At 68.8% G+C, this 23,558-nt stretch carries 21 protein-coding genes; 3 read left to right on the top strand and 18 right to left on the bottom strand.

Features of this window, described 5'->3' with window-relative positions:
- Positions 1-19: 19 nt before the first annotated feature.
- Genes VF329_05920 through VF329_05905 form a run of 4 tightly spaced genes read right to left on the bottom strand, consistent with a single transcriptional unit; the run spans position 20 to position 5,028 of the window.
- On the bottom strand, positions 20-943 hold the full coding sequence (locus VF329_05920) for a carbon-nitrogen hydrolase (GenBank protein ID HEX7080532.1): 924 nt from the start codon (positions 941-943) through the stop codon (positions 20-22).
- 34 nt (positions 944-977) lie between these two features.
- The gene (gene speA / locus VF329_05915; protein ID HEX7080531.1) at positions 978-2,963 is read right to left on the bottom strand and encodes a biosynthetic arginine decarboxylase; all 1,986 of its coding nucleotides are present in this window, start codon (positions 2,961-2,963) and stop codon (positions 978-980) included.
- 5 nt (positions 2,964-2,968) lie between these two features.
- The gene (locus tag VF329_05910; GenBank protein ID HEX7080530.1) at positions 2,969-3,940 is read right to left on the bottom strand and encodes a deoxyhypusine synthase family protein; all 972 of its coding nucleotides are present in this window, start codon (positions 3,938-3,940) and stop codon (positions 2,969-2,971) included.
- Between the two features lie 44 nt (positions 3,941-3,984).
- Positions 3,985-5,028 carry an agmatine deiminase family protein gene (locus tag VF329_05905; GenBank protein ID HEX7080529.1) on the bottom strand — a complete coding sequence of 348 codons (1,044 nt, stop codon included), beginning with the start codon at positions 5,026-5,028 and terminating at the stop codon, positions 3,985-3,987.
- Between the two features lie 178 nt (positions 5,029-5,206).
- On the opposite strand from VF329_05905, the gene VF329_05900 reads away from it, so the two are divergent.
- Positions 5,207-5,872: a YqgE/AlgH family protein gene (locus VF329_05900; protein ID HEX7080528.1), complete on the top strand. Its 666-nt coding sequence runs from the start codon at positions 5,207-5,209 to the stop codon at positions 5,870-5,872.
- On the opposite strand, the gene VF329_05895 is transcribed toward VF329_05900, so the two are convergent.
- From VF329_05895 to VF329_05840, 12 genes are all read right to left on the bottom strand, one after another.
- Positions 5,853-6,179, bottom strand: a complete 327-nt coding sequence (locus VF329_05895; protein HEX7080527.1) for a hypothetical protein — start codon at positions 6,177-6,179, stop codon at positions 5,853-5,855. The genes VF329_05900 and VF329_05895 overlap by 20 nt on opposite strands.
- A 216-nt stretch (positions 6,180-6,395) precedes the next feature.
- A complete protein-coding gene (locus tag VF329_05890; GenBank protein HEX7080526.1) occupies positions 6,396-7,160 on the bottom strand; it encodes an NYN domain-containing protein in 765 nt (254 codons plus the stop codon).
- A complete protein-coding gene (locus VF329_05885) occupies positions 7,160-8,008 on the bottom strand; it encodes an N-formylglutamate amidohydrolase (GenBank protein HEX7080525.1) in 849 nt (282 codons plus the stop codon). The genes VF329_05890 and VF329_05885 overlap by 1 nt, the downstream gene beginning before the upstream one ends.
- Positions 8,005-9,264, bottom strand: coding sequence for a glutamate-cysteine ligase family protein (locus VF329_05880; protein HEX7080524.1), 1,260 nt, complete (start codon positions 9,262-9,264; stop codon positions 8,005-8,007). The genes VF329_05885 and VF329_05880 overlap by 4 nt, the downstream gene beginning before the upstream one ends.
- Positions 9,233-10,702: a RimK family protein gene (locus VF329_05875; GenBank protein HEX7080523.1), complete on the bottom strand. Its 1,470-nt coding sequence runs from the start codon at positions 10,700-10,702 to the stop codon at positions 9,233-9,235. The genes VF329_05880 and VF329_05875 overlap by 32 nt, the downstream gene beginning before the upstream one ends.
- Entirely contained in the window at positions 10,702-11,478 is a 777-nt protein-coding gene (locus VF329_05870; GenBank protein ID HEX7080522.1) for a C39 family peptidase, read from the bottom strand. The genes VF329_05875 and VF329_05870 overlap by 1 nt, the downstream gene beginning before the upstream one ends.
- Positions 11,479-11,565: 87 nt before the next feature.
- Positions 11,566-11,820 (bottom strand): hypothetical protein, encoded by a 255-nt coding sequence (locus tag VF329_05865; GenBank protein HEX7080521.1) that lies wholly within the window; start codon positions 11,818-11,820, stop codon positions 11,566-11,568.
- Between the two features lie 204 nt (positions 11,821-12,024).
- Entirely contained in the window at positions 12,025-12,570 is a 546-nt protein-coding gene (locus tag VF329_05860; protein ID HEX7080520.1) for a GNAT family N-acetyltransferase, read from the bottom strand.
- The gene (locus tag VF329_05855) at positions 12,567-14,297 is read right to left on the bottom strand and encodes an acetylpolyamine amidohydrolase (GenBank protein HEX7080519.1); all 1,731 of its coding nucleotides are present in this window, start codon (positions 14,295-14,297) and stop codon (positions 12,567-12,569) included. Before VF329_05855 ends, VF329_05860 begins: the two co-directional genes overlap by 4 nt.
- Complete coding sequence (locus VF329_05850; protein HEX7080518.1) at positions 14,298-15,323, bottom strand: ATP-grasp domain-containing protein; 1,026 nt, start codon at positions 15,321-15,323, stop codon at positions 14,298-14,300.
- Positions 15,313-16,317: a D-alanine--D-alanine ligase gene (locus VF329_05845; protein HEX7080517.1), complete on the bottom strand. Its 1,005-nt coding sequence runs from the start codon at positions 16,315-16,317 to the stop codon at positions 15,313-15,315. The genes VF329_05850 and VF329_05845 overlap by 11 nt, the downstream gene beginning before the upstream one ends.
- A gap of 56 nt (positions 16,318-16,373) precedes the next feature.
- A complete protein-coding gene (locus VF329_05840; protein ID HEX7080516.1) occupies positions 16,374-17,681 on the bottom strand; it encodes a KamA family radical SAM protein in 1,308 nt (435 codons plus the stop codon).
- A gap of 300 nt (positions 17,682-17,981) precedes the next feature.
- Here VF329_05840 and VF329_05835 point away from each other — a divergent pair, with 300 nt between their 5' ends.
- Positions 17,982-19,280, top strand: a complete 1,299-nt coding sequence (locus tag VF329_05835; protein HEX7080515.1) for a citrate synthase — start codon at positions 17,982-17,984, stop codon at positions 19,278-19,280.
- A 47-nt stretch (positions 19,281-19,327) separates the two neighbouring features.
- Positions 19,328-20,797, top strand: a complete 1,470-nt coding sequence (locus VF329_05830) for a glycogen synthase (protein HEX7080514.1) — start codon at positions 19,328-19,330, stop codon at positions 20,795-20,797.
- Here the strand turns inward: VF329_05830 and malQ are convergent.
- Both malQ and glgC read right to left on the bottom strand, forming a co-directional pair.
- Positions 20,740-22,233, bottom strand: a complete 1,494-nt coding sequence (gene malQ, locus VF329_05825; protein ID HEX7080513.1) for a 4-alpha-glucanotransferase — start codon at positions 22,231-22,233, stop codon at positions 20,740-20,742. The genes VF329_05830 and malQ overlap by 58 nt on opposite strands.
- On the bottom strand, positions 22,230-23,507 hold the full coding sequence (gene glgC, locus VF329_05820) for a glucose-1-phosphate adenylyltransferase (protein ID HEX7080512.1): 1,278 nt from the start codon (positions 23,505-23,507) through the stop codon (positions 22,230-22,232). The genes malQ and glgC overlap by 4 nt, the downstream gene beginning before the upstream one ends.
- Positions 23,508-23,558 lie beyond the last annotated feature (51 nt).

The following is a 23,558-nucleotide window of genomic DNA, read 5'->3' as shown; positions in this document are numbered from 1 at the left end:
TTTTCTCGAGAAAAAGGTGTCAGACACCTTTTTTGCTTGACACCCCGTCGCTCTCGATGAAGCGCTCGGTCAGGGCCGAGTAGGCGTCGATCCGCCGGTCGCGGAAGAACGGCCAGCCGACCCGGAACGCCTCCATGTCGCTCAGGTCGACGCTCTCGACGAGCACGGCCTCGGCGTCGGCCGGCGCCCGGGCGAGCACGCGGCCGTCCGGCGCCGCGACGAAGCTCTGCCCCCAGAACTCGATGCCGCCGCCGGGCGCGGGCTCGAAGCCGACGCGGTTGACCGATACCACGAAGCAGCCGTTCGCGATCGCGTGGCTGCGCTGCATCGTCTCCCAGGCCTCGTGCTGGCGCGCGCCGTACTCGGCCTTCTCCTCGGGATGCCATCCGATCGCGGTCGGGTAGATCAGAAGCTCGGCGCCGCGAAGCGCCGTGAGGCGCGCGGCCTCCGGATACCACTGGTCCCAGCAGACGAGCACGCCGAGCTGCGCGGCGGCCGTCTCGAAAGTCCTGAAGCCGAGATCGCCCGGCGTGAAGTAGAACTTCTCGTAGTAGCGGGGATCGTCGGGAATGTGCATCTTGCGGTACTTGCCGACGTAACCCCGGGCTCCGTCCAAGACGGCCGCCGTGTTGTGATAGAGCCCCGGCGCGCGGCGCTCGAACAGGCTCGCGACGATCGTCACGCCGAGCTCGCGGGCGACGGCGGCGAGCCGATCGGTCGTCGGCCCCGGCACCGGCTCCGCCAGCGCAAAGTGGGCGGCGTCCTCGCTCTGGCAGAAGTAACGGGATCGGAAGAGCTCGGGCAGCACGATCAGCTTCGCGCCTCGGCGGGCCGCGTCGCGGATGAAGCCCTCGGCGCGCGCGAGATTCTCGTCCGGCGACTCCGACATCGCCATCTGCACGAGACCGACCGCAAGCGGCCTCGCCTGCGCGCCCGCGCTCACGCCCGCTCCGCCTTGCGTACGGGCGCCGCGGCGCTCATACGCGGTGCTCCTCCCTGCCCATGTCGCGCGAGTCGCAGTACGTGTTCGCCGCGAACGTCGCCATGTACTGATCGAGGATCTCCATGCCCTGCGTCGGACGCACGACGCCCGCCTGGATCTTCGCGCGCACGAGCTCGCTCATCCTGCGGTGCAGGTCGTTCGGGAAATACTGCACCTGAGCCAGCATGTCCTGGATCGCCGTGCCCGGGATGATCTTCTCGATCCAGAAGCTGCCCGGCTCCTCGGCGTCCGCATACACGTGCGCCTCGGCCACGCGACCGAAGAGGTTGTGGGCGTCGCCGACGATGTCCTCGTATGCGCCCATCAAAAAGAAGCCGAGATAGTACGGCTGCCCGGGGTTCAGCTTGTGCAACGGCAGGAAGCGGTTGTCGGGATAGCTCGACACGTAGTGGCTCACCTTGCCGTCCGAGTCGCAGGTGAGATCGACGAGCAGGCCGCGCCGCTTCGGCTCCTCGTCCAGACGGTCGATCGGCATGATCGGGAACGGCTGGCCGATCGCCCAATGGTCGAGCATCGACTGGAAGACGGAAAAGTTGCAAAGATAAAGATCCGTGAGCGCCGCCTCGAGCTCGGCGATCTCCGGCGCCGCCTCGAGCTCCTCGTCCTGCTTCGCGGCCTTCAGCAGCCGGTTGCAGACGCGCCAGTAGAGCGCCTCGGCGAGCGCGCGCTGCTCGAGCGAAAGGTAGCCGAGCGTGAACAGCGTCCCGACCTCGTCCAGACGCTCCTTCGCGTCGTGGAACGCCTCGAGCAGCTCGCCCGGCTTCCTGATCTCGGGAAGGTCATCCAGAATCCGCGCGAGAGCCTGCACCGACTCCTCGACGTCGTCCGGCACGGTGAGCTGCTGCGAGGAGTCGTCCTTCGCCTGCGCGCCGATCACCGGAACGATCAGCATCGAGTGGTGCGCCGTGAGAGCGCGCCCGCTTTCGGTGACGAGGATCGGCATCGGCACCTCGTTCGCGTCGCAGACCTCCTTCACGGTGAAGACGACCGCGTTCGCGTACTCCTGCAGGCTGTAGTTGATGCCTGCATCCTCCTCGTAGTGCCCCTTGTCGTAGTTCACGCCGAGGCCGCCGCCCACGTCGAGGTACTTGAGATCGATGCCGCGGCGGATCAGCGCCGCGTAAATCTGCGTGACCTCCTTCGTTGCCTGCTTCAGCACCTGAATGTCGGCGATCTGACTGCCGATGTGGCAGTGCAGGAGCACGAGCCTGTCGGTGAGCCCGCTCGCCTCGAGCTCGCCGACGAGGCGCACGAGCTCGGTAATCGTCAAGCCGAACTTCGAGTTCGCACCGGACGACTCCGACCAGCGGCCCGAGCCGCGCGTCAACAGCCTCACGCGCACTCCGAGCTTCGGCGGGAAACCCTTGCTCGCCCCGAGATCCATAAGGTCCGTGAACTCCGAGTACTTCTCGATCACCGGCACGACGTTCTGGCCGAGGCGCTGGCCGTTGATCATCAGGGAAAGCATCGTCCGGTCCTTGACGCCGTTGCAGACGAGGAGCGTGTCGTTGTCGACGTGCGGCAGCGTGGCGAGAAGCTCCGCTTTCGATCCGCACTCGAGCCCCATCCCGTAGGGCCTGCCGGCGTCCAGCAGCTCGTCGACGACCTCGTGCAGCTGGTTCACCTTGATCGGGTAGATGCCCCGGTACTCGTTCTGGTAGCCGGACTCGGCGATCGCCTCGCGGAACGCCTCGTTGATGCGCTTCACCTGCGCGCGCAGCACGTCCTGGAACCGGATCAGGATCGGGAACTTCACGCCGCGGCGGCGCAGCTCGGCGACGATCGCGACGACGTCCATCGTGGTCGACGCCGCGTCGAGCGCCCGCACGGCGACGTGGCCGTGCTCGTTGATGAAGAAGTACGGCTCCCCCCAGCTCGTGATCCGATAGAGGTCCGCCGTATCGTCGATCGACCAGCCGGGCTCGGCCTGCAAAGGCGCCGCTTCGGGACGGGATGCCATCGGCCCTACTCCCCGAGAACGTAGGCGAAGATCAACGGCGCGACGATCGTCGCGTCGGACTCGATGATGAACTTCGGCGTGTCGGCAGAGAGCTTGCCCCACGTGATCTTCTCGTTCGGCACGGCGCCCGAATAGGAGCCGTAGCTCGTCGTGGAGTCGCTGATCTGGCAGAAATAGCCCCACTTCGGCACGTCGTCCATCTGCAGATCCTGCTCGAGCATCGGCACCACGCAGATCGGAAAGTCGCCGGCGATGCCTCCTCCGATCTGGAAGAAGCCGATCGGCGTGTCCCACGCGACCGCCTGATACCACTCCGCGAGCCTGATCATGTACTCGATTCCCGAACGTATGGTCCCGACGTTCTCGACGTGACCCGCGATGCAGTGGGCCGCGTACATGTTGCCGAGGGTCGAATCCTCCCAACCGGGCACGAACAGCGGAAGCTCCGCCTCGCACGCGGCCACCAGCCAGCTGTCCGCCGGGTCGATCTGATAGAACGGCTCGAGCTCGCCCGCGCGCAGCGCCGCGTACATGAATTCGTGGGGCAGATACCGCTCGCCCGCGGCATCGGCCGCCTGCCAGCGCCGCAGCATCACCTTCTCGATGCGGCGCATGGCCTCGTGCTCGGGAATGCACGTGTCCGTCACACGGTTCAGATTCTGCTCGAGCAGCGCTTCCTCCTGCTCCGGCGAGAGGTGACGGTAGTGCGGGATCCGGACGTAATGGTCGTGAGCGACGAGATTGAAAAGATCCTCCTCGAGATTCGCTCCCGTGCACGAGATGCCGTGGATCTTGCCGCGGCGAATCATCTCAGCGAGCGACAAGCCGAGCTCCGCCGTGCTCATCGCGCCGGCCAACGTCACGAGCATCTTGCCGCCCGAGTCGATGTGCCGGGCGTAGGCGCGGGCCGCGTCCACGAGCGCCGCGCTGTTGAAGTGGCGGTAGTGGTGCTCAATAAAAGCGGAAATGGCGCCCATGGCGTGATCTCCAGGCGAGGGCTCGTGAGGGAAATCCAACAAGGTTAGGGAATCGGCGGACCTGCGACAATAGCGCGGGGCGGCGAGGAAACGGCGGGGACCTGCTGAGTCAGGCAATGCAGCGCGCCGAGGCCGGCGACGAGCGCGCGGCAATCGATCGGCACCACGCGCCGGTCCGGGAAACAGCCGGCGATCACATCGCGCGCGGTCTCGTCCTGCGGGCACGCGAAGACTGGCAGCAGCACGAGCCCGTTCGCGACGTAGAAGTTCGCGTAGCTCGCCGGCAGCCGCTCCCCGGCGTTGAATTGGGGCTCGGGCATCGGCAGCTCGACGACCTCGAGCGGACGGCCGCCGATCTCGACGGCGGCGAGCCGCTCGAGGTTCGCGGCGAGCGGCGCATGGTTCGGATCGCGGCGGTTCGGCTCGACCGCCGTCACGACCCGGCGCTCCGCGACGAAGCGGGTCAAGTCGTCAATGTGGCCGTCCGTATCGTCGCCGACGATGCCGTCGCCGAGCCAGACGATCTGCTCGACGCCGAAGGCTTCCTTCAATACGCGCTCGATGTCGCCGCGGCCGAGTGTCGGATTACGGTTCGGGTTCAGCAGGCACTGCTCCGTCGTCAGCAGCGCCCCGGCGCCGTTCACGTCGATCGAGCCGCCCTCGAGCACGACGTTCCGCGCGGAGCGCGGCACGCCGAGCGCCTCGGCCATACGCTGCGCCGCGGCGCGGTCGAGATCGTACGGCGGATACTTTCCGCCCCACGCGTTGTAGTCGAAGTCGAGCGCGAGCAGCGGAACGCGGCCGGGCCGCGTGACGAAGATGGGGCCGTGATCGCGCACCCATGCGTCGTTCGTCGGGATGCGGAAGAAGCGGACGCGGTCCGGCGGTGCAAGCGGCGCGAGCAGACGTCGGACGTGCGCCTCGTGCTCGGCGTCGAGCACATTGATGTATACGAGCTCGGTCTCCGCGAGCGCCGCGGCCGCCTGGGCCATCGCCGGCTCCACACGGTCGAAGCAGCCGGGCCAAGTGTCGCGGTTGTGCGGCCACGACAGCCACGTGGCCGCGTGCGGGGCCCATTCGGCCGGCATTCGGTAGCGCGCGTCGGCAGCGTTCGAATCTGGGTGCGAATTCAACGTCGGCTCCGTCCGATGGCGGTCGCCGCGGGCGCGGCGAACGTATTCTCGCGCGGCGGGCGCGCGCGAAGGGGCGCCATCATACTCCGCGCCCGTCGCGGCACAAGGCGCGCCGAGCCTGTATCATGACGCCATGAACGGAAAGGAACGGCACGCGGCAACCGGCCGGCGGCGCAAGCCCCGGCGCCGGGCGGCACGCGTTCTCGCGGGCGCGCTGGCGGTCGCGGCGGCGGCGTTCGCCGGCACGGCCGCGGCGCAGATCGAGCCCGCTCAAGGCAAGCTGCTCGTCGCGACGCCGGAGATCGGCGACCCGAGCTGGGCCGAGACCGTCATGCTGCTGCTGCACTACGACGAGAACGGCGCTCTCGGCATCGCGATCAACCGGCCGACGTGGGTCACGCCGCAGCAAGTGGAGCCGGAGCTCGGCGACGTCGAAGGCTACGGCACCGTCTATCGCGGCGGGCCGATCGCGCCGACGCAGATGATCTTTCTCGTGCGCGATCCCTCCCTCGAGACGCTCGAGGCCACGCCGATTCTCGACGGCGTCTACGCAAGCGGCGACCTGCAGGCGCTTTCGCAGCTCGCGCCCGCGGCCGGCCCCGGCCGCCTGCGGCTCTATGCCGGGCACGCGGAATGGCTCGCCGGGCAGCTCGAGCGCGAGATCGCGGACGGGCGCTGGACCGTGGTGAACGGCAGCGCGGACCGGATCTTCTCGGCCGAGCCGGAACGGCTCTGGAAGGAGCTTTCGTCGGGCGGCGAGGAGCTGCTCGTCCGCCGCGTCAACCCGTTGCGGCGATAGGACCCTTCGGCAGCTTCGACAGGTCGGCGTTCACGTAGACCTCGCTCACGTCGCCCCGCTTCGCGATCGCGACCGCCTTGTCGAGCGCCTCCTTCGGGCCGAGCTCCATGTCCGCGATCAGATCCTTCACGATGTAGCCCGTCCGAGCGGGCCGGGCCATCGCCAACGACGCGAGCGTGCGGGGCTTCTCACCGGGAGGGGCGACGCGCCAGAGACGAAGGAAAAGGGCCGGGCCTTTCAGCGGCGAGGTCGGCGTGCCCTGGATCACCCGCACTCCGTCCTTCATCACCATCGAACCCTGAGGCATTGCCGTCGCTTCCGAGGACTGGAGAGGCCGTCCCTGGCCGAAGCGAAGTATGCCGGCGCGCGCGTCCGGATTCTGCGACGCAGCGCACGGACTTTCCGCCTCGGAAAAAGGTGTCCGGGAAAAGATGTCAGACACGATTTTTGCGGAAAAGGTGTCTGACACCATTTCTCAGTCCCGGAAATGGTGTCAGACACGATTTCTCGGAGAAAGGTGTCTTCAGGTCGCGACGGTGCGGATCTTGCAGTTGCCGCCTTCGCCTTCCTCGAGCTCGATCAGGCCTTCGCGCTGGGCGTGGGCGAGGAGGTCCGAGAAGCTGCGGTAGCCGTAGTAGCTCTCGGCGAAGTCGGGATACACGCGCTTCAGCGCCTTCTTCACGACCGAGCCCCAAACCGGGTCGTACTCCTCCTCGAGAGAGGCGACCGTCGTCGTGAGCCGCTCGAACGCTTCGCGCTGCTTCTCCGAGACTTCCTTCGCGCTGCGGCGGCGCGGGCGCTTGTGCTCGGCGATCAGGTTGTCGTAGTAGATGAACTCGTCGCAGCTGGACGCGAGAAGGTCCGACGTCGAGCTGCGGACCCCGCAACCGATCACACGCTTGTCGTTCTCCTTGAGCTTCGACACGAGCGGCGAGAAATCGCTGTCGCCGGTGAGCAGCGCGAACGTGTCGATGTGCGACTTCGAGTAGCAGAGGTCGATGGCGTCGACCACCATCCGGATGTCGGCGCTGTTCTTGCCGCTCGCCGAGGAATGGGGGATGTCGATCATCTCGAAGCCGAGCATGTGGAACTCGCGCATGAACTTTTGGAACCGATTCCAGTCGGAGTACGCCCGCTTGAACACGATGCGGCCGCGCTCGAGCAGCCGCTTCATGACGGGATCCATCTGGAACCGGCCCTTGTTGCTCTGCTCGGCGCCGAGCGCGAGGTTCTCGAAGTCCACGAAGACGGCGATCGAGAGCTCGGTGTGGGAAGTGTCTATGGGCATCAACGAACCTTCGGGGTGGATGAACGGCGCATGGGGGGTGTCCGCGGCATCTTCGGCGATCGGACCTTGCCGGCGCAAGGCATTGCCCGCAGCTCGTCGACGGCCCTGCCGAGCGCCGCGGCGATCGTCTTCACGTGAGCCGTCCACGCGGGGTCGGTCACGAGACGCTGGTTGACCTCGAGCTCGAGGCCCGCATAGGCCGCATCCGCGAACCGCCGACGCAGGTGCGTCGTGAGCCCGTCGGCGACGCCGCGATACGGATAATTGCGGCGGACCGACCACGCGGGCGCCGCCTTGCGCAGCGCGCTCCGCCACGCGGCGGCGAAGCTCGCCTCGGCCGGGCGGCGGGGGTCGAACAGCAGGCCGATCTCGGCCTTCCGTTCGACGCCGTCGAGCACCGGCACGAAGCTGTGCGACGAGACGTGCAGCAGGAAGCGGCCCGCGCCGGCCGCCGCTGCGACGACCGACTCGACCGCTTGCCGGTACGGCGCGTAGTGATCGGCGAGGAGCGTGCGCTTGCGCTCCGGCGGGAGGCCGCGCGTGAGCTCCGAGAAGAGCCGGGGATGTCGGGGTGACCGGTTCAAGTCCACGAGCAGCCGCGTGGTCTCGGCGGCGATCAGCCGCGCGCCGAGCCGTGCCGCGAGCGCACGCGCGACGTCGAGCGCCCCGGCGTCGAAGCCGCGATGCGACTCGAGCAGCTCCGCTGCCCCGGCGAAGAGCGGCGCGTATTCCTCCGGCACGCGGTTCCCGCCGTGCTCGCATGTCACGAGCAGCTCGAGGCCGGCGCGCGCCGGCGGCGCGCCTTTCGTCGTGCGCTCGCCCTCCGGCGTCGGCCCGCGGCCGGTCACGGACCGAACGGGCGGCCGGCCGCCAGCGCGTCGCAGAGGTCGCGATAGACGCGCTCGAGGTCGGCACGCGACGGCACGATCGTCCCGAGCGCGCGGCGGATGCGCGTCGCGAGCGTGCCGTGGCGGAGGTAATGCTCGAGAACCCGCTCGTCCGCGGCGCCGAGCGCGCCGTCGGCCGCCGCCGTATCGATCAGATGCTCCCAGACCTTCGCGAGCCGCTCCCCGGCGCGCGGCAGGCCGAGCGCGGCGAGGTAGCGGCGGTCGCCGATCTCCGCGTCCTCGGCGTCGCGCGTGACGCGATCGAGGAGCTGCGCGAGCGGGCGCGTCTCCCAGCGCTGCAGCGACGCGAGATCCGTCCAGCGCTCCTCGCACAGGCTCTTCAGCGTGGCGGCGATCACGGCCGCGTACGCGACGTCGACCGCCGGGCACTCCTGCACGTCGAGCACGCGGATCTCGATCGCCATCCGCTCGAAGCGCGCGATCGCGCCCCGCGCGTTGACCCATTCGTGGCGCAGCACGCCGTCCGGGTCGTGCGGGGCGAGGTCCGCGTAGAGCCGCTCGAGCAGACGCTCCTGATACTCGCCGATCGAATAGATCGGCTCCGGGATCACGTCTCCGGTGATCGACGGGATCTTCGCGCAGTTGCCGCGATAAGCGACGAGGCGGTTGTCCGCGATGCCGGTCAGCGCGCCTTCGATCGCCGGCGAGCTCGCCGCGAGCCCAGGCAAGATCGGCAGCAGCAACCGGATCGAGGCGTGCAGCCGGGCGAACTCCTCGTCGTTCGCGAACGGCAGGTTCAGATGTGCGCTCTGCAGGTTCGCCCAGCCGTGCCCCTTGCAGCCGAAGATGCGGTCGAACGTCTCGTAGATCGTGCGCGAGCCGTGCGGCCAGAGGCGCACGCCCGCCGGGTCCATCCATGGGTGCATGGCCGTCGGCATCAGGCGCAGACCGTCGCGCTCGAGCGCGTCGCCGGCGATCCGCACGTTGGCCTGGAACGCATCCGCGAGGCCCGCGAGCGAGCGGCGCGGCCCGTTGCACTTCAGCTCGATCACGTGCAGCGCGAGCTCGTTGTTCCAGGCGATCTCGCCGTTCTCGTGCTCGTCGGTGAGCTCGCCGGCGACGGCCTCGAGCAGCCGGTCCGCGGCCGGCTCGACGTCGAGCGTCTCCGCCGACACGATCATGTACTCGAGCTCGATGCCGTAGGCCTCGAAGAGGCCGAGCGGCTTACTGGGAGTTTCGGGGTTGCTTGGCGGCATCGACCCGCGCCTTGAAAACTTTCATGATCTGCGCATAGAGCTCGTCGCCGAGCACGAGATCCTCCACGCCGTGGTCGAGGTTCGGGTTGTCGTTGACCTCGATCAGCACGCACCTGCCGTTCACGCTCTTGATGTCGACGCCGTAAAGGCCGTCGCCGATCGCGTTCGCGGTCTTGACGGCGAGGTCGACGACCTCCCGGGGCACCTCCTCCACCGGCAGCGTCTCCGAGTCGCCCTCCTTCGAGCGCTTCGCCCCGTGGTGGTAGATCTGCCAGTGGCCGCGCGCCATGTAGTAGCGGCACGCGTAGAGCGGCTTGCGGTCGAGCACGCCGATGCGCCAATCGAACTCCGTCGGCACGAAGGACTGCACGACCACGAGGTCGCTGCGCGACAGCAGCTTCTGGAGACCCGCGGCCAGCTGCTCGCGCGTTTCCGCGCGGAACACCCCTTCCGAGAACGCGCTGTCCGGCTGCTTCAGCACGCACGGCAGGCCGAGCTCGGCGATCACGTCATCGGGCTTCGGGCTGCCGACGACCATCGTCGGCGGAATCGGGAGATTGAGCCGCCTCGCGAGCTCGAAGAGATAGACCTTGTTGCCGCAGCGGATGATCGACTCCGGGTCGTCGATCACGACGAGGCCCTCGCCCCGCGCCCGGCTCGCAAACCGATACGTGTGGTGATTCACGTTCGTCGTCTCGCGAATGAAGAGCGCGTCGAACTCGGCGAGCCGGCCGTAGTCGTCGCGCGAGAGGAAGGCGACGTCGAAGCCGTTCGCGCGGGCCGCGCGCTCGATCCGCTTCAGCGCTTCACGGTTCGACGGCGGCGAGCGCTCGTCCTCGTTCACGAGAATCGCGAGGTCGTGCTCGTACTGCACGCCTCGGCCGGCCCGGCCGGCCGGGCCGCGCCGCGCGAAGTGCTCCTCGATCACATGGTGCACGAACTCGCGGTGCGTGGCCGGAATATCGCCTACCGGGATCGGGGTGAGGCTCGCGAGCCGCCAGCGGGTGCCTTTTACGAACGTCGCCCGCATCAGCGGCACCGGGAACAGATTGAACAGCGCGCGGCTGAGGCGCGAATGCCGCTCCGCCAGGTTGCGGCCGAAGTAGATGCTGAGCTCGAAGCGCTTCGAGACGATGTCGTGCAGCGAGCGCTGAATCAGCTCCTCCAGATCGTCCGCCGGGCGGATCAGAGAGCGCGACTTCATGTCCTGAATCGTCGTCACGCTCGGCATCGCACGGTGCCGCCGCGCCGTCGCGAGCAGCGAGACGTAGTAGCCGACGCTCTGGTAGCGGTACGAATCGCAGAGGTTGAAGACGCGCAGGCGACGCCGCTCGCTGAATCGCGGATCGCGAAGGTAGTCGTCCGCGGCCACCACCTCGGCCGAGCGGATCGCGAGCGGCCACTCCGCCGGATCGTCGACGATGATCAGAGCCGTCATTATTCCGGCGTACGCGCGGACCCGGGCTTCGGCTCGATGACGAGCAGATTGGCGTCGTAGGTCATGATGCCGAGCAGCACGGCGTTGATCAGGCGATGGATGCGCACGGCGTAGTAGCCGGCACGCGCGAACGGATTGCTCGGGTAAGGATCGGCGACGAGCACCTCCCGCGTCTCCGGGCGATAGCCCGTCAGCACGACGAAATGCCCGACCGGCTCGCCCCGGACGTCGTCATCCTCGTTCGTCTCCGGCAAGTCTCGGATGGAGCGGTACAGATAGGTGGCGCTCAATCCCGTGATCAGCGGGATACCACGCTTCAGTAGACGGCGCAACAGCCTGGGCTCGAGGTCGCGCAACCGCAGCCGTCCGCCGCGATCGAGAAACTCGTCGTAGCCGCGAGTCGCGAGCTGCAGCTTCGGATCGTGCTTCGCCTCGGCCTGCGCACGCAGCTTCTCGCGCACGGCGGCCGGCTTCAGCGTGAACCACGTCGGATCGAAGAGACGGAGGTTGTAAGTGTAGAGCGTGACGCGGTAGCCGCGAGACAGAGCATGGTTCGCGAGGAACACGTCGAGCGTGCCGCCGGCGTCGAGCATCCGCACGTCGGCCGAGATCTCGGCGAGGCTGATCGCATCGCCGTAGTAACGATAGACGCCGTGCAGGCACGCCGGGCCGCACGTGACGTCGTCCGGCTGCGGATCGACGATCAGGCCGAGACCGGGCTCGGTCAGCGGCCGCGCGGCCGGCCGCCGGCGCGGCCCGTCAGGCGCCTTCGTCACGCCGCGCGCCGAGCGGCGCCGGACGAGCGCCTTGCGGCGCCGTCCTGACGACGCCTGCGGAAGGTCCACGGGGGAAGCGCGCGAGCGTCAGAGCCGCGTATCGAAATCCTCGAAATCCTCGTTGTCGTAGTCGTCCCAATCGGACAGCTGCTCGCGCAACGTTCGTTGCTCGTTCCGCAGCTCCACCCGCTGTCGCGCGGGCAAACGGCGGCGAGAGGCTTGCGTCTCGGGATCCAAACCCTCCTGATCGAGATAGAAGTCCTCGAGGTCGCCATCGTCGTCGCCCGTGAAAAACGGAAGATCGTTGAACTCGTCACCGGCTCCCGACTTGGACTTACGCATCTAACGCTCCTTGACGCCATCCAATGCACGAAGGATTCCGTCGCCTTAGACAGCGGATCGGCCGAGGTGGTTTTCGCGCCGGGAGGTACAACCGACACGACACCGAAGGCCGGCCGGCCGCTTCGCGATGATCCGTCGAGCGGCGCCACTATCGGGCGGTTCCGGGGCGGTGTCAAGAAAGATAATGCGTTCTCAGACAATAGCTTAAAAAGCCTCTCGATCGAGGTGCTTGCACAGGACGAACTTGTGATCGCCGTCCGCGTAGAAGTCCGGAAACACGGCGGCGCGGCGGTACCCGGCGCGACGGTAAAACCTGCGCGTACGCGCGTAACTCTCGCGCGACGACGTCTCGACGTAGAGACGCCGTCCGCCGCGTTCGCGCACCGCGGCTTCGGCCAGCTCGAGCAGCCGGCGGCCGAGCCCGAGACGCTGGACGGCCGGGTCGACGACGATCCAGTAGAGGTCATAGCTTGCCGCCGTCATCGGCACCGGCCCCCATGCCGCGTACCCGACCGGCGCCCCATCGAGATCGGCGAACGCGAAGAAGTAGCCGCTCTTGCGGCCCGCGCGCAGCCGCTCGGAGACGAGCTCGGCCGCGACCGCCTGCTCCGCGTCCGTGAAGACGCCGGTCTTGCGCGCGAGCGCGCGCACGGCGGCGACGTCCGTGCGGCGCGGCGATCTCCGCAAGCGAATGCCGGGGGACGAGCGAAGCGCGGCAGCCCGGGCGGCCGCGTCCAGTCCTGCGGTCAATGCGCGCCTTGCCATAGACCGTCGAAGAAATTGCGGGCATTGACGCCGAGCGTTCGCGTCCGGTAGCCGCCTTCCTGCACGACGAGCGTCGGCAGCCCGAGCCGGCCGATCAGCCTCCCGTTTTCCTTCAGGTCCTTCGCACCGAGCAGCCAGGAGCCGGTGGGGTCGCCGCGCACGATGTCGAGGCCGAGCGACAAGACGAGAAACGCGGGCGCGAACTTGCGGATCCGCGCAAGTGCGCGCTCTAGCGCCGGCCGGTAGTGCTCCGCGCCGATCGACTCGGGCAGCGGCAAGTTCACGTTGAAGCCCCGCCCCGCGCCTTCCCCGGTCTCGTCCTCGTAGCCCGAGAAGTACGGATACGTGAAGCGGGGATGGCCGTGGATCGAAATGGTCAGCACGTCGTCCCGGTCGTAGAAGATGTCCTGCGTGCCGTTACCGTGATGATAATCGACGTCGAGAATCGCGACCCGGCCGTTGCCGCTCAGAAAATGGGCCGCGACCGCGGCCGAGTTGAAGTAGCAGAAGCCGCCGAAGCTCGCCCGCTCCGCGTGGTGACCGGGCGGGCGCACGAGCGCGTACGCAAGACGCCGGCCGTCCAGAATCAGCTGCGCGGCGGTGAGCGCGCAGTCGACCGCGCGGACCGCGGCGCGATAGGCGTTCGCGTTGAGCGGCGTGAACGTGTCGATGCAGTAATACCCCGCCCGCAGCGGCAACGACTGCGGAGGGCGCGCGCGGTTGCGGATCGGGAACACGTACGGATACACGGACTTTCCCTCGGGCACGCTCTCGGCCGCGCTCTTCAGATAGCGCACGAAGCTCTTGTCGTGCACGGCCTCGATGTGCCTTGCCGGGAAGCGCTCGAGCGTCGCGGTCTCGAAGAGGCGCGTCCGGCTCAGCTCCTCGAGGATCGACGAGATGCGCACCGGCGCCTCCACGTACCCTCGCTCGCGCACATGGTGGATCTCGTGCCGGTCGTTGACGACGAGCGCGATCGGCTGCTTGCCCGGCCGCCGGGCGCCGGGCGGCGGCCGCGTGGGCCGAAACCGGGGCTCGCGCAGCTTCACCGGATCGTCCACGAACGACGCTACGACGCGCTCCACGTAGTCCGGGGAGCAGCGGTCCCCGTACTTGCGCTCGAGGATCGCACGCACGATCGCGCGCACGTGATCGCGGCCGGGAAGCACGTCGCGGCCGAGCGGATCGAGCACGAGGTACGGCGGATCGTGGTCGTCCGGGCGGAGCGGCGTCGCGTAGGCGTTGTTCGCGATCGGCCGCGCGCCGTAGCGTTCGTAGAAGCGGAGCCGGGCCGCGTTCTGCGCGCGAATCCCGGGATCGGGCGAAAGCGCCGGGTCGTCCGGCAGGCATTCGAAGAAGAGCCCGACGGCCCCGAGCGCGGCCGCATCCTCGCGCACGCGCTGGTACAGCGCGCCGCCGACGCCGTGCCCCGTCTGGCCTCGCCCGGCGGAGAGAAAGTCGAGGTAGCAGAACGCGAGGTCGGGCGCATGCAGCATCAGCGCAAAGCCGCGCACGCCGTGGCGCCCATCCTCGGCGACGAGCACCACGGCGCGGAAACGGTACTTCAGCGGGTTCGTGAGCTGATCCGGCAGCTTCGCAATCTGCGCCTCGCCGAGCTGCGGGAACTGCGCGCGCAGGATCGCCTGCACCTGCGCCAGGCGCTCGCGGTTCGCGGCGGTCGTCGCGTCGTAGATCCGGCGGATGCTGAACACCTACGCGCTCCCGGCCGGTCGAAGCCGGCGGCGAAACGCGTCGTCGACGAGCCAATGGACGGCCTCTGAGAAGGGGATGGCGGCCGCCGCGAGCGCCGCGGCGAACCCCGCGTCCGGCGACAAGCACGGGTTCGCGTTGACCTCGAGAACGAACGGCTCGCCGCTCGCGGTCACTCGGAAGTCCACGCGCGCATACCCTTCGAGGCCGAAGAGATCCCAGCATCGAAGCGCGAGCCGCGTCACCCGCTCCGCGAGCGATCGCTCCACGCCGAACGTGCGCGGGGTCGCGCGGCACTCGAAGCTTTCGGCCTCCCACTTCGCGGCGTAGCCGACGATCCGCGGCTTGTCTTCGGGAAACGCGTCGAAGCGAATCTCGGCGACCGGCAGGGGCTTCGGGCCGTCCGGCGCCGCGATCAGCGCGACGTTGAGCTCGCGGCCGGCGACGAAGCGCTCGGCGAACCAGTCGCCGCCCCACTCCGCGCGCCGCCGCTCGATCGCCGCGGGCACGCCTTCGGCGTCGCGGACGACCGAATCGTCGCCGAGCCCGAGCGAGCCGTGCTCCCAGACGGATTTCACGATCCACGGGCCGCCCCGCGCGCCCGGCCGCCACGTCTCGGGCGTCGCGATGCCCGCCTCGGCGAGCCGACGCTTCGCGAGCCGCTTGTTCGACGTCAGGAGCTGCGCGGCCGCGGAGCAGCCGGTGAACGGCAGGCCGAGCGACTCGAGCAATGCCGGCACGACGTGAATCAATGCCGCGCGGCCGCCGAGCGACTCGACGAGGTTGACGGCCGCGACCGGCGCGTGGCGGGCGAGCGCCCGCTCGACGCCGCCGAGATCGAGGCCGACCGGCTCGATCGCCGCCACGTATCCCAACGTCTCGAGCGCGCGGGCGACGTGGGCGGCTTCGTGCAGCACGTCGTGCGCGTCGGCGCGTCCGTCGGCCGCGGCTTCGTCGTGCAGCACGACGATCGACGGGCGGGAGGGCGTCGCAGGCAGGCTTCCGGCAGGCGCTCGGCTAGGCGGCATCCGCGTGCTCGGCGCGGGCCGACAACCGCTCGCACGCGCAGGCGACGATCGCTCCGATCAGGCTGCGGTAGTCGATGCCCGCGAGCTCGGCCATGATCGGCAAGTCGGAATGGCCGGGAGTCAAGCCGGCGAGCGGATTCACCTCGATCATCTGCGGGGCGTCGTCGTCGTCGAGGCGCACGTCCACGCGGCCCGCGTCGCGAGCGCCGAGAGCGCGCCACGCGGCGAGCGCCACGCGCTCGACGCCGTCACGCAGCGCGCCTGCCTCGAGCAGCCGGTACTCCACGAGCTCCCGCCACTGCGCTTTGTTGCGGTACGAGTAGACGCCTTCGTCCGCACCGTCGCGCAGGCTCACTTCGAGCACGGCGATCGGCCGCGCTTCGTCGCCGGTGCCGAGGACGCCAACGGTGAATTCACGCCCCGGAAGATAGCGCTCGACGAGCACGGGCTGCCGATGGGCGCGCAGCAGCTCGAGGCAAATCTTCGCGAGCGCATCGCGCGAGCGCACGAGTGATGCCGCCGTGATGCCCTTGCTCGTCCCCTCGGCCACGGGCTTGACGAAGAGCGGCAGGGGCAAGAGCACGGCATCGATGTCGGCAGGGCTCGCGACGACGGCGAAGTCGGGCGTCGGCACTCCGCATCCGCGCGCCACGTGCTTCGCCATCGCTTTATGCAGCGTGAGCGCGCAGACGAGCGGGTCGGAGAACGTGTACGGCACGCCGAAGGCCTCGAGCAGCGCCGGAACCTGCGACTCGCGGCCGAAACCCTCGACGCCTTCCGCGATGTTGAAGACGAGGTCCCACCGCTCGCCGGCGACGAGACGCTCGGCGAGCGCGCGCACTCCGCCTATCCGTACGCACTCGTGGCCGAGCGCCGTGAGCGCGCCTGCGACCGCGTCGACGGTCTCGCGCGTGTCGAACTCGGCCACGTCGGCTTCGGAGAATCCGCGGGCGAGGTAGTCGTCTTTGAGGTCGTACGTGAGGCCGATCAGCATGGATGGCTCCCGTCGCGGGAACGCGTTACGCGGCGGCGCGAGAACTGCCTCGCCGCTCAGAGCGCGGCGTTCGCCGCCGCGGCGCGTCCGAGGCTGCCCTCGGGATCGGGGTAGCGGCAGACGTCGCCTCTGTAGTTGCGCAGCAGCAGGTCGTCGCCGTCGCGGCCGAGGACGGCGTCCGGCAGCAACGCGATCTTGCCGCCGGCCGCGGGTGCATCGACGACGTAGTGCGGCACCGCATAGCCCGTCGTGAAGCCGCGCAACCCCTGAATCAGCTCGATGCCGCGATCCACCGTCGTGCGGAAATGGCTCGAGCCGCGGATCGGGTCGCACTGGTAGAGGTAGTAGGGGCGCACGCGGATCTTCAAGAGGCCGTGAAACAGGGCCTTCAGCGTATCGAGGTCGTCGTTGATGCCCTTCAGCAGCACGGTCTGGCTGCCGAGCGGGATGCCGGCGTCCGCAAGACGTCCGCAGGCTTCGGCGACCTCCGGAGTGAGCTCCGCCGGGTGCGTGAAGTGCAGGCTCATCCACAGGGGATGGTAGCGCCGCAGCATGCGCGTGAGCGCCGTGGTCACGCGCATCGGCTGCACCACGGGCTGCTTCGTGCCGATCCGGATGAACTCGACATGCGGAATGGCGCGCAGCGCGGAGACGACGTACTCGAGCCGTTCCTCGTCCAGGCTCAACGGGTCACCGCCCGAGATCAGCACGTCGCGCACGGCCGGCGTCGCACGGATGTATTCGATCGCGCGGTCGATGTCCGCCTTCTTCAGCGCGCGCTCGCCGCCCGCGCCGACCAGCCGCGCTCGCGTGCAGTAGCGGCAGTACACCGAGCAGAAGTTCGTGACGAGCAGCAGCACGCGGTCCGGGTAGCGGTGCACGAGGCCGGGAACGGGGCTGGTGCCGTCCTCGCCGAGCGGATCGTCCTCCTCGCCGGGCGTGGCCTCGAACTCGCCGAGCGTCGGGATCACGGTGCGCCGGAGCGGCTGGCTCGGATCCTCCGGGTCGATCAGGCTCATGTAGTAAGGCGTGAGCCCGATCGGGAGCGGCCCGCGATGGCGCCGGATGGCTTCGCGTTCGTCCTCCGTGACGCGGATGAAGCGCTCGAGCTGATCGAGGCTGCGAATCCGGTTGCGGTTCTGCCAGCGCCAGTCGTTCCATTCCGCGTTCTTGACCGCCGGGAAGAAGCGCTTGCGGAACGCGTTGCTCGCCGCGCTGACGGTCGAGCGCGGACGCGGCACCGCGAGCAGGCGAGGCGCTTGCTTCGTGGCGGTGGTCGGGGAGATGGCGGACTGTTCGAGGGCTTTACGTTCGGCAAGCGCCGAACTAGGAGGCTCCTCCTCCAGAGACAGCAGCTTGTTCACTGCGTCCGTGTCCCGGGCCGGGCGGCCCTTTGGGTGCGGTTCACCGGGTCGCTGCCGTTGCGCCCGGCGAGGCAGACCACCTGCCTCCGAAAAAACGGCGTAAATATAGATCGCCGCGATAGGAATGCAAGCGTTTTTTTTGCGATTTCTATCGACGCCGTGAACGCCTCCGAGAAAGTGCGGTCTTCTTCGCGAGGCGCCCAAGATCGGGCATCGACGAGCATTGCATTCGCCGCGTAATTGCGACGCCGGTCGGTGAGCGCCCAGCGTAGAATGTTTTCACCGACTGGAGATCCCTCAATGACCAAGACCGCCACCCTGACCTACGACGGCAAGAGCCTCGAGCTGCCGCTGGTCGTCGGCACCGAGCAGGAAACCGCCGTCGACATCACGCAGCTCAGAGCACGCTCGGGCCTCGTCACGCTCGACAGCGGCTATGCGAACACCGGCGCCTGCCGAAGCGCGATCACGTTCATCGATGGCGACCGCGGCATCCTCCGCTACCGCGGCTATCCGATCGAGGAGCTCGCGGTGCGGTCCTCGTTCGTCGAGACGGCCTATCTCCTGATATTCGGCGAGCTGCCATCGGCCGCGCAGCTCGCCGACTTCCGCGCGCTCCTCGTCGAGCACGAGCTGATCCACGAGGACATGCGCCATCACTTCGACGGCTTTCCGCCGAATTCGCCTCCGATGGCGATCCTGTCGGCCATGATCAACGCGGTCGGGTGCTTTCAGCCAGTGTTCATGCAGGCGGAGGACAACGACCATTTCATGGAGCCGGCGGCCCGGTTGATGAGCAAGGTCCGGACGATCGCGGCGGCGAGCTACCGCAAGTCGATCGGCAAGCCGATGAACTACCCGAGGCCGGACCTGCGCTACACGGCCAACTTCCTGCACATGTTGTTCTCGAACCCCCACAAGCTCTACGAGCCCGAAGACGTCGTCGTGGACGCGCTCGACCGCCTCCTGCTGCTGCACGCCGACCACGAGCAGAACTGCTCGACGTCCACCGTGCGCATGGTCGGCTCGTCCCAGGCGAACTTGTACGCGTCGGTGGCCGCCGGCGTCTGCGCGCTCTGGGGGCCGCTCCACGGCGGCGCGAACGTCGCCGTGATCGAGATGCTGCTCCGGCTTCAGGAGAGCGGCGAGCAGCTCGAGAAGTTCGTCGAGCGCGTGAAGCGGCGGGACGACGGCGTCCGGCTCATGGGCTTCGGCCATCGGGTGTACAAGAACTTCGACCCGCGCGCGAAGATCATCAAGGCCGCCTGCGACGCGCTGCTCGACAAGCTCGGCGTGCACGATCGGCTGCTCGACCTCGCGGTGCGGCTCGAGGAGATCGCGCTCAACGATCCCTACTTCATCGAGCGCAAGCTCTACCCGAACGTCGATTACTACAGCGGCATCATCATGCGGGCGATCGGCATCCCGACGAACATGTTCACCGTGGTCTTCGCGATCGGCCGCCTGCCCGGCTGGATCGCGCACTGGCGCGAGGTGCGGATCGGCGATTCCCGCATCGATCGCCCGCGGCAAATCTACGTCGGCCCCACCGAGCGCGCCTACGTGCCCCTCGCCGAGCGCCGCGAAAATGGTGTCTGACACCTTTTCGGCGAAAATCGTGTCAGACACCTTTTCCGCGGAGAAAGGTGTCTGACACCTTTTTCGGGCGCGCCGTGAAGGTGCTGATGGTCTCGGCGGAGTACGCTCCGCTCGCGAAGGCCGGCGGGCTCGCGGATGCGGTGGCGGGCCTCGCGGCGGCGCTCGTGAAGCGCGGGCACGACGTGCGGGTGCTGCTCCCGGCCTATGCGCCCGGCCTGCCGACCGGCTGGAGCCGCGGGGCGGCGGCGGTCGCGAACGCTTCGGTCTTCGTCGAGGCAAGCGCCGGACGCCCGGGGCCGCGCGTCTATCAGCTCGACGCGCCGGAGATCGGCGCCGGCGGCGCGGTCTACGCCGGCGACGACCGCGACGCGGCGAGGTTCGCGAAGCTTTGCTTCGCCGCGCTCGATCTCCCGGACGCGATCGGCTGGCGCCCCGATATCGTCCATTGTCACGACTGGCACGCGGCGCTCGTGCCCGCCCTCCTCCGCACGGCCGAAGCGCCGCCCTCGCTGGCCGGTGCTCGCACCGTCCTGACGCTCCATAACGTCGGCTATCAGGGCGTCTTCCCGGAGTCGGTTCTGGTGCAAAACGGCCTCGGGCGGCTCGGCGCGCTCGTCGCGGACGAGGACCGCGCCGACGGCGCCGTCGTGTTCCTGAAGATCGGGATCCGCGCCGCGGACCGGCTCACCACCGTGAGCCCGACGTACGCGCGCGAGATCCGGACGCCCGAGCACGGCATGGGACTCGACGCGCTGCTGCGGCGGCGCTCCGCCGACCTCGTCGGTATCTTGAACGGCGTCGACTACGGCACGTGGAGCCCCGAAACCGATCCGTTCCTCGAGCACCACTACGGCCGCGCGGCGCCGGCCGGCAAGGCGCTGGTGAAGCGCGCGCTCTGCGCGCGGCTCGCTCTAGAGAACGACGCACCCGTGGTCGGCGCCGTCAGCCGGCTCGTCGAGCAGAAGGGCATCGATCTTCTGATCGCCGCGATGCCGGCGCTGCTCGACAGCACCGCCGCCCGGTTCGCGCTGCTCGGTTCCGGCGACACGCCGCTCGAGGAGGCGTTGACGGCGCTCGCGCGGCGCCATCCGGCCCGCGTCGCGTTCCACCGGGGCTACGACGAAGCGCTCGCGCACCTGATCCTCGCCGGCAGCGACCTCATCGTCGTGCCGTCCCGGTACGAGCCGTGCGGTCTCACGCAGCTTTACGCGCTGAGATACGGCACGATCCCGGTCGTACGCGCCACCGGCGGTCTCGCCGATACCGTCGTCCACTTCGATCCGGCGAGCGGCACCGGCAACGGCAGCGTCTTCGAGCACGCCGACGCGCAAGGGCTGATCTGGGGCCTCACGACGGCGCTCGGCTGGCACGCCGACGCCGCGCTGCGGCGGCGCCTGATCGACAACGCGATGCAGGCAGATTTCTCGTGGGACCGGCAGGCGCCCGAGTACGAGAAGGTCTACGCCGAGCTGGTCGGCGCCGCACCCCCCTCTGACGGCGGCACGGCCCGCTCGTAGCGTTCCGCTCGCCTGCGCGCTTCGACCGTGATGCGCGGGTCGAGGTCGCGCCAGTCGAAGCGCCAGCCCCAGTTGCCCTCGGCGGTGCCGGGGCGATTCATTCGTGCTTCGCTGCCGAGCCCCATCAAGTCCTGCATCGGCACGATCGCGAGCTGCGCGGGCGACGCGTAGGCTTTCTCGATGAGCGCGGCCGGCAGGTCCGGAGGCGAGCTCCCGAGCGCGGCGTCCACCCGCGCGCGGGTCGCGTCGTCGAGGCTCGCGTACCAGCCGACGACCGTGTCGTTGTCGTGCGTTCCGGTGTAAACCACCTCGTTCCGGCGATGGTGCTCCGGCACGTGCGGGTTGTCCGGCAGCCCGTCGAACGCGAACTGAAGCACGACCATTCCCGGCAGCTCGAATCGGTCGCGGAGCGCGCGCACCTCGTCGGTGATCAGGCCGAGGTCCTCGGCGACGAGCGGCATGCTGCCGAAACGCGCGCGGACGGTCTCGAGGAGCGCGGCGCCCGGCGCCTCCCGCCACCGCCCCTCGCGCGCGCTCGCCGCGGATGCCGGCACCTCCCAGTACGACTCGAGGGCGCGGAAATGGTCGATCCTGAGAAGATCGAAGCGCTCGAGCGCGCGCTCGAGGCGGCGCATCCACCAATCGAAGCCGGACCGCTCGTGCGCACGCCAGTCGTAGAGCGGGTTCCCCCAGAGCTGACCGTTTTCGTTGAAGTAGTCGGGCGGCACGCCGGCGATCGCGAACGGCCGGCCGTCGGCGTCGAGCTGGAAGAGGTGCGGCTCCCACCAGACCTCGACGCTGTTGTGATCGACGTAGAACGGCAGATCGCCGAAAAGATACACGCCGCGAGCGTTCGCGTACCGCTTGACCGCCGACCACGAGAGCTCGAAAAGGTACTGGCGGAACGCGGTCGCGCGAAAGCGCTCGCGCTCGGCGGCGAGGAGCCGCAAGAGCTCCGCCGACGGCCGGCGGCGAAACGCCGGCGGCCACTCCCACCACGGGGCGCCGCCGAACCGATGCTTGCATAGCTCGAAGAGCCCGTAGGGCAGGAGCCGCTTGCGATCGCGCCGCATGAAGCGCGCGAAACGGCGCTGCTGCTCAGGGCTCGCGCATGCGCAGAACGACCGGTACGCATCGAGCGGCGCGCCGTGCACCGCGTCGTGCGCCATGCGCTTCGGCAGCTCGTCGAGCTCGGCCAGCCGGCGGGGATCGATCAGGCGCGGATCGCCCGCGTACGTCGACTGAAGCCGATAAGGCGAGCCGTAGGCGTCGGCCGGACCGAGCGGAAGCGTTTGCCACACCGTGAAGCCGCCGCCGACGAGCCAATCGACGAAGCGCAGCGCGTCGTTGCCGAGCGTGCCGTTCGGACCTGACCCCGGAAGGGAGGTTGGATGGAGCAGCACGCCCGCCCGGCGCCGGCCGAGAACGTCCGTCATCCCGATCCGGGCGGGCTGCTTCCCGCCCGCTGTGCGAGCATCGCGCGCGTCACGAGGACGACGCCCTGCTCGGTGACGTGATAGTCGCGACGATCGGCCGCGAGATCGCGGCCGATGACCGTGCCGTCCGGCACGACCGTGTCCTCGTCGATGATCGCGCGCTCGATGTGGCAGCGGCGCCCGATCGAGACGTTCGGCAGCACGACCGCACGGTAGACGAGCGAGCGCTCGTCGACGGTGACGTTCGAAAAGAGCAGGGACTCCCGCACGACGGCGCCCGAGACGATGCAGCCGCCCGCGACCATCGAGTTGATCGCGGTCCCGCGGCGGCCGTCGTCGTCGAGCACGAACTTGGCGCTCGGCACCTGCTCCTGATAGGTCCAGATCGGCCACGCGTCGTCGTAGAGGTTGAGCTCGGGGCTGACGTGGACGAGCTCCATGTTCGCCCGGTAGTAGGCGTCGACCGTGCCGACGTCGCGCCAGTACGCCTGCGCCTTCGTCTCGATGTCCTGAAACGGATAGGCGAACACGCGCGCGTCCTTGATCAGGTCCGGGATCACGTGTCGGCCGAAGTCGTGACCCGCGTCCGCGCGGGCGTTGCGCTCGAGGCGCTCGCGGAGGAAGCCGGGCTCGGCGACGTAGATCCCCATCGACGCGAGAGCGACGCCTTCCCGCCCCGGCATCGAGCGCGGGTTCATCGGCTTCTCGTCGAAGCCGATCACGCGATGCCCGGCGTCGACGCTCATCACGCCGAACTCGTGGGCCTGCGACGTCGGCACCTGCACGCCCCCGATCGTGAGATCCGCCCGCGTTTCCTTGTGGAAGGCGATCAGCGGCCCGTAGTCCATCTTGTAGACGTGATCTCCGGCGAGGACGAGGACGGTCTCCGGGCGGTGCTGCTCGATGATGTCGAGGTTCTGGAACACGGCGTCCGCCGTGCCGCGGTACCACCACTCGCCGTGTTGCTGCTGGGCCGGGACGATGTCGACGAACTCGCCGAGCTCGCCGTGCAGATACCCCCACCCGCGCCGCACGTGCTGGATCAGGGACTGCGCCTTGTACTGAGTGAGGATCAGGATCTGGCGAATGCCCGAGTTGACGCAATTCGACAGCGAGAAGTCGATGATCCGGTACTTGCCGCCGAACGGCGTGGCCGGCTTCGCCCGATTGTCCGTCAGCTGCATCAGGCGCTGTCCGCGCCCCCCGGCCATGATCACGGCCATCGTGCGGCGGGTCAGCTGGCTGACCACGCGATGCACGAGCGGCGGTTTCATTGGCGAGCTGCGGCCGACATCGCTTCGAGTATACGTTGACGCGAAGAAAGG

It is taken from the genome of Gammaproteobacteria bacterium, assembly GCA_036381015.1.
Taxonomy (GTDB): Bacteria; Pseudomonadota; Gammaproteobacteria; order Steroidobacterales; family Rariloculaceae; genus ZC4RG20.
The sequence above is the reverse complement of the archived record's forward strand: the minus strand, read 5'-3'. Positions and strand labels throughout refer to the sequence as shown.

What these genes read in the sequence shown, in the direction of transcription:
- speA (HEX7080531.1), bottom strand. Translation starts at nt 2,963, where the DNA reads ATGGCATCCCGTCCCGAAGCGGCGCCTTTGCAGGCCGAGCCCGGCTGG.
- VF329_05910 (HEX7080530.1), bottom strand. Translation starts at nt 3,940, where the DNA reads ATGGGCGCCATTTCCGCTTTTATTGAGCACCACTACCGCCACTTCAAC.
- VF329_05905 (HEX7080529.1), bottom strand. Translation starts at nt 5,028, where the DNA reads ATGCCGGCCGAATGGGCCCCGCACGCGGCCACGTGGCTGTCGTGGCCG.
- VF329_05900 (HEX7080528.1), top strand. Translation starts at nt 5,207, where the DNA reads ATGAACGGAAAGGAACGGCACGCGGCAACCGGCCGGCGGCGCAAGCCC.
- VF329_05895 (HEX7080527.1), bottom strand. Translation starts at nt 6,179, where the DNA reads ATGCCTCAGGGTTCGATGGTGATGAAGGACGGAGTGCGGGTGATCCAG.
- VF329_05890 (HEX7080526.1), bottom strand. Translation starts at nt 7,160, where the DNA reads ATGCCCATAGACACTTCCCACACCGAGCTCTCGATCGCCGTCTTCGTG.
- VF329_05880 (HEX7080524.1), bottom strand. Translation starts at nt 9,264, where the DNA reads ATGCCGCCAAGCAACCCCGAAACTCCCAGTAAGCCGCTCGGCCTCTTC.
- VF329_05875 (HEX7080523.1), bottom strand. Translation starts at nt 10,702, where the DNA reads ATGACGGCTCTGATCATCGTCGACGATCCGGCGGAGTGGCCGCTCGCG.
- VF329_05865 (HEX7080521.1), bottom strand. Translation starts at nt 11,820, where the DNA reads ATGCGTAAGTCCAAGTCGGGAGCCGGTGACGAGTTCAACGATCTTCCG.
- VF329_05850 (HEX7080518.1), bottom strand. Translation starts at nt 15,323, where the DNA reads ATGCCGCCTAGCCGAGCGCCTGCCGGAAGCCTGCCTGCGACGCCCTCC.
- VF329_05845 (HEX7080517.1), bottom strand. Translation starts at nt 16,317, where the DNA reads ATGCTGATCGGCCTCACGTACGACCTCAAAGACGACTACCTCGCCCGC.
- VF329_05835 (HEX7080515.1), top strand. Translation starts at nt 17,982, where the DNA reads ATGACCAAGACCGCCACCCTGACCTACGACGGCAAGAGCCTCGAGCTG.
- malQ (HEX7080513.1), bottom strand. Translation starts at nt 22,233, where the DNA reads ATGACGGACGTTCTCGGCCGGCGCCGGGCGGGCGTGCTGCTCCATCCA.
- glgC (HEX7080512.1), bottom strand. Translation starts at nt 23,507, where the DNA reads ATGAAACCGCCGCTCGTGCATCGCGTGGTCAGCCAGCTGACCCGCCGC.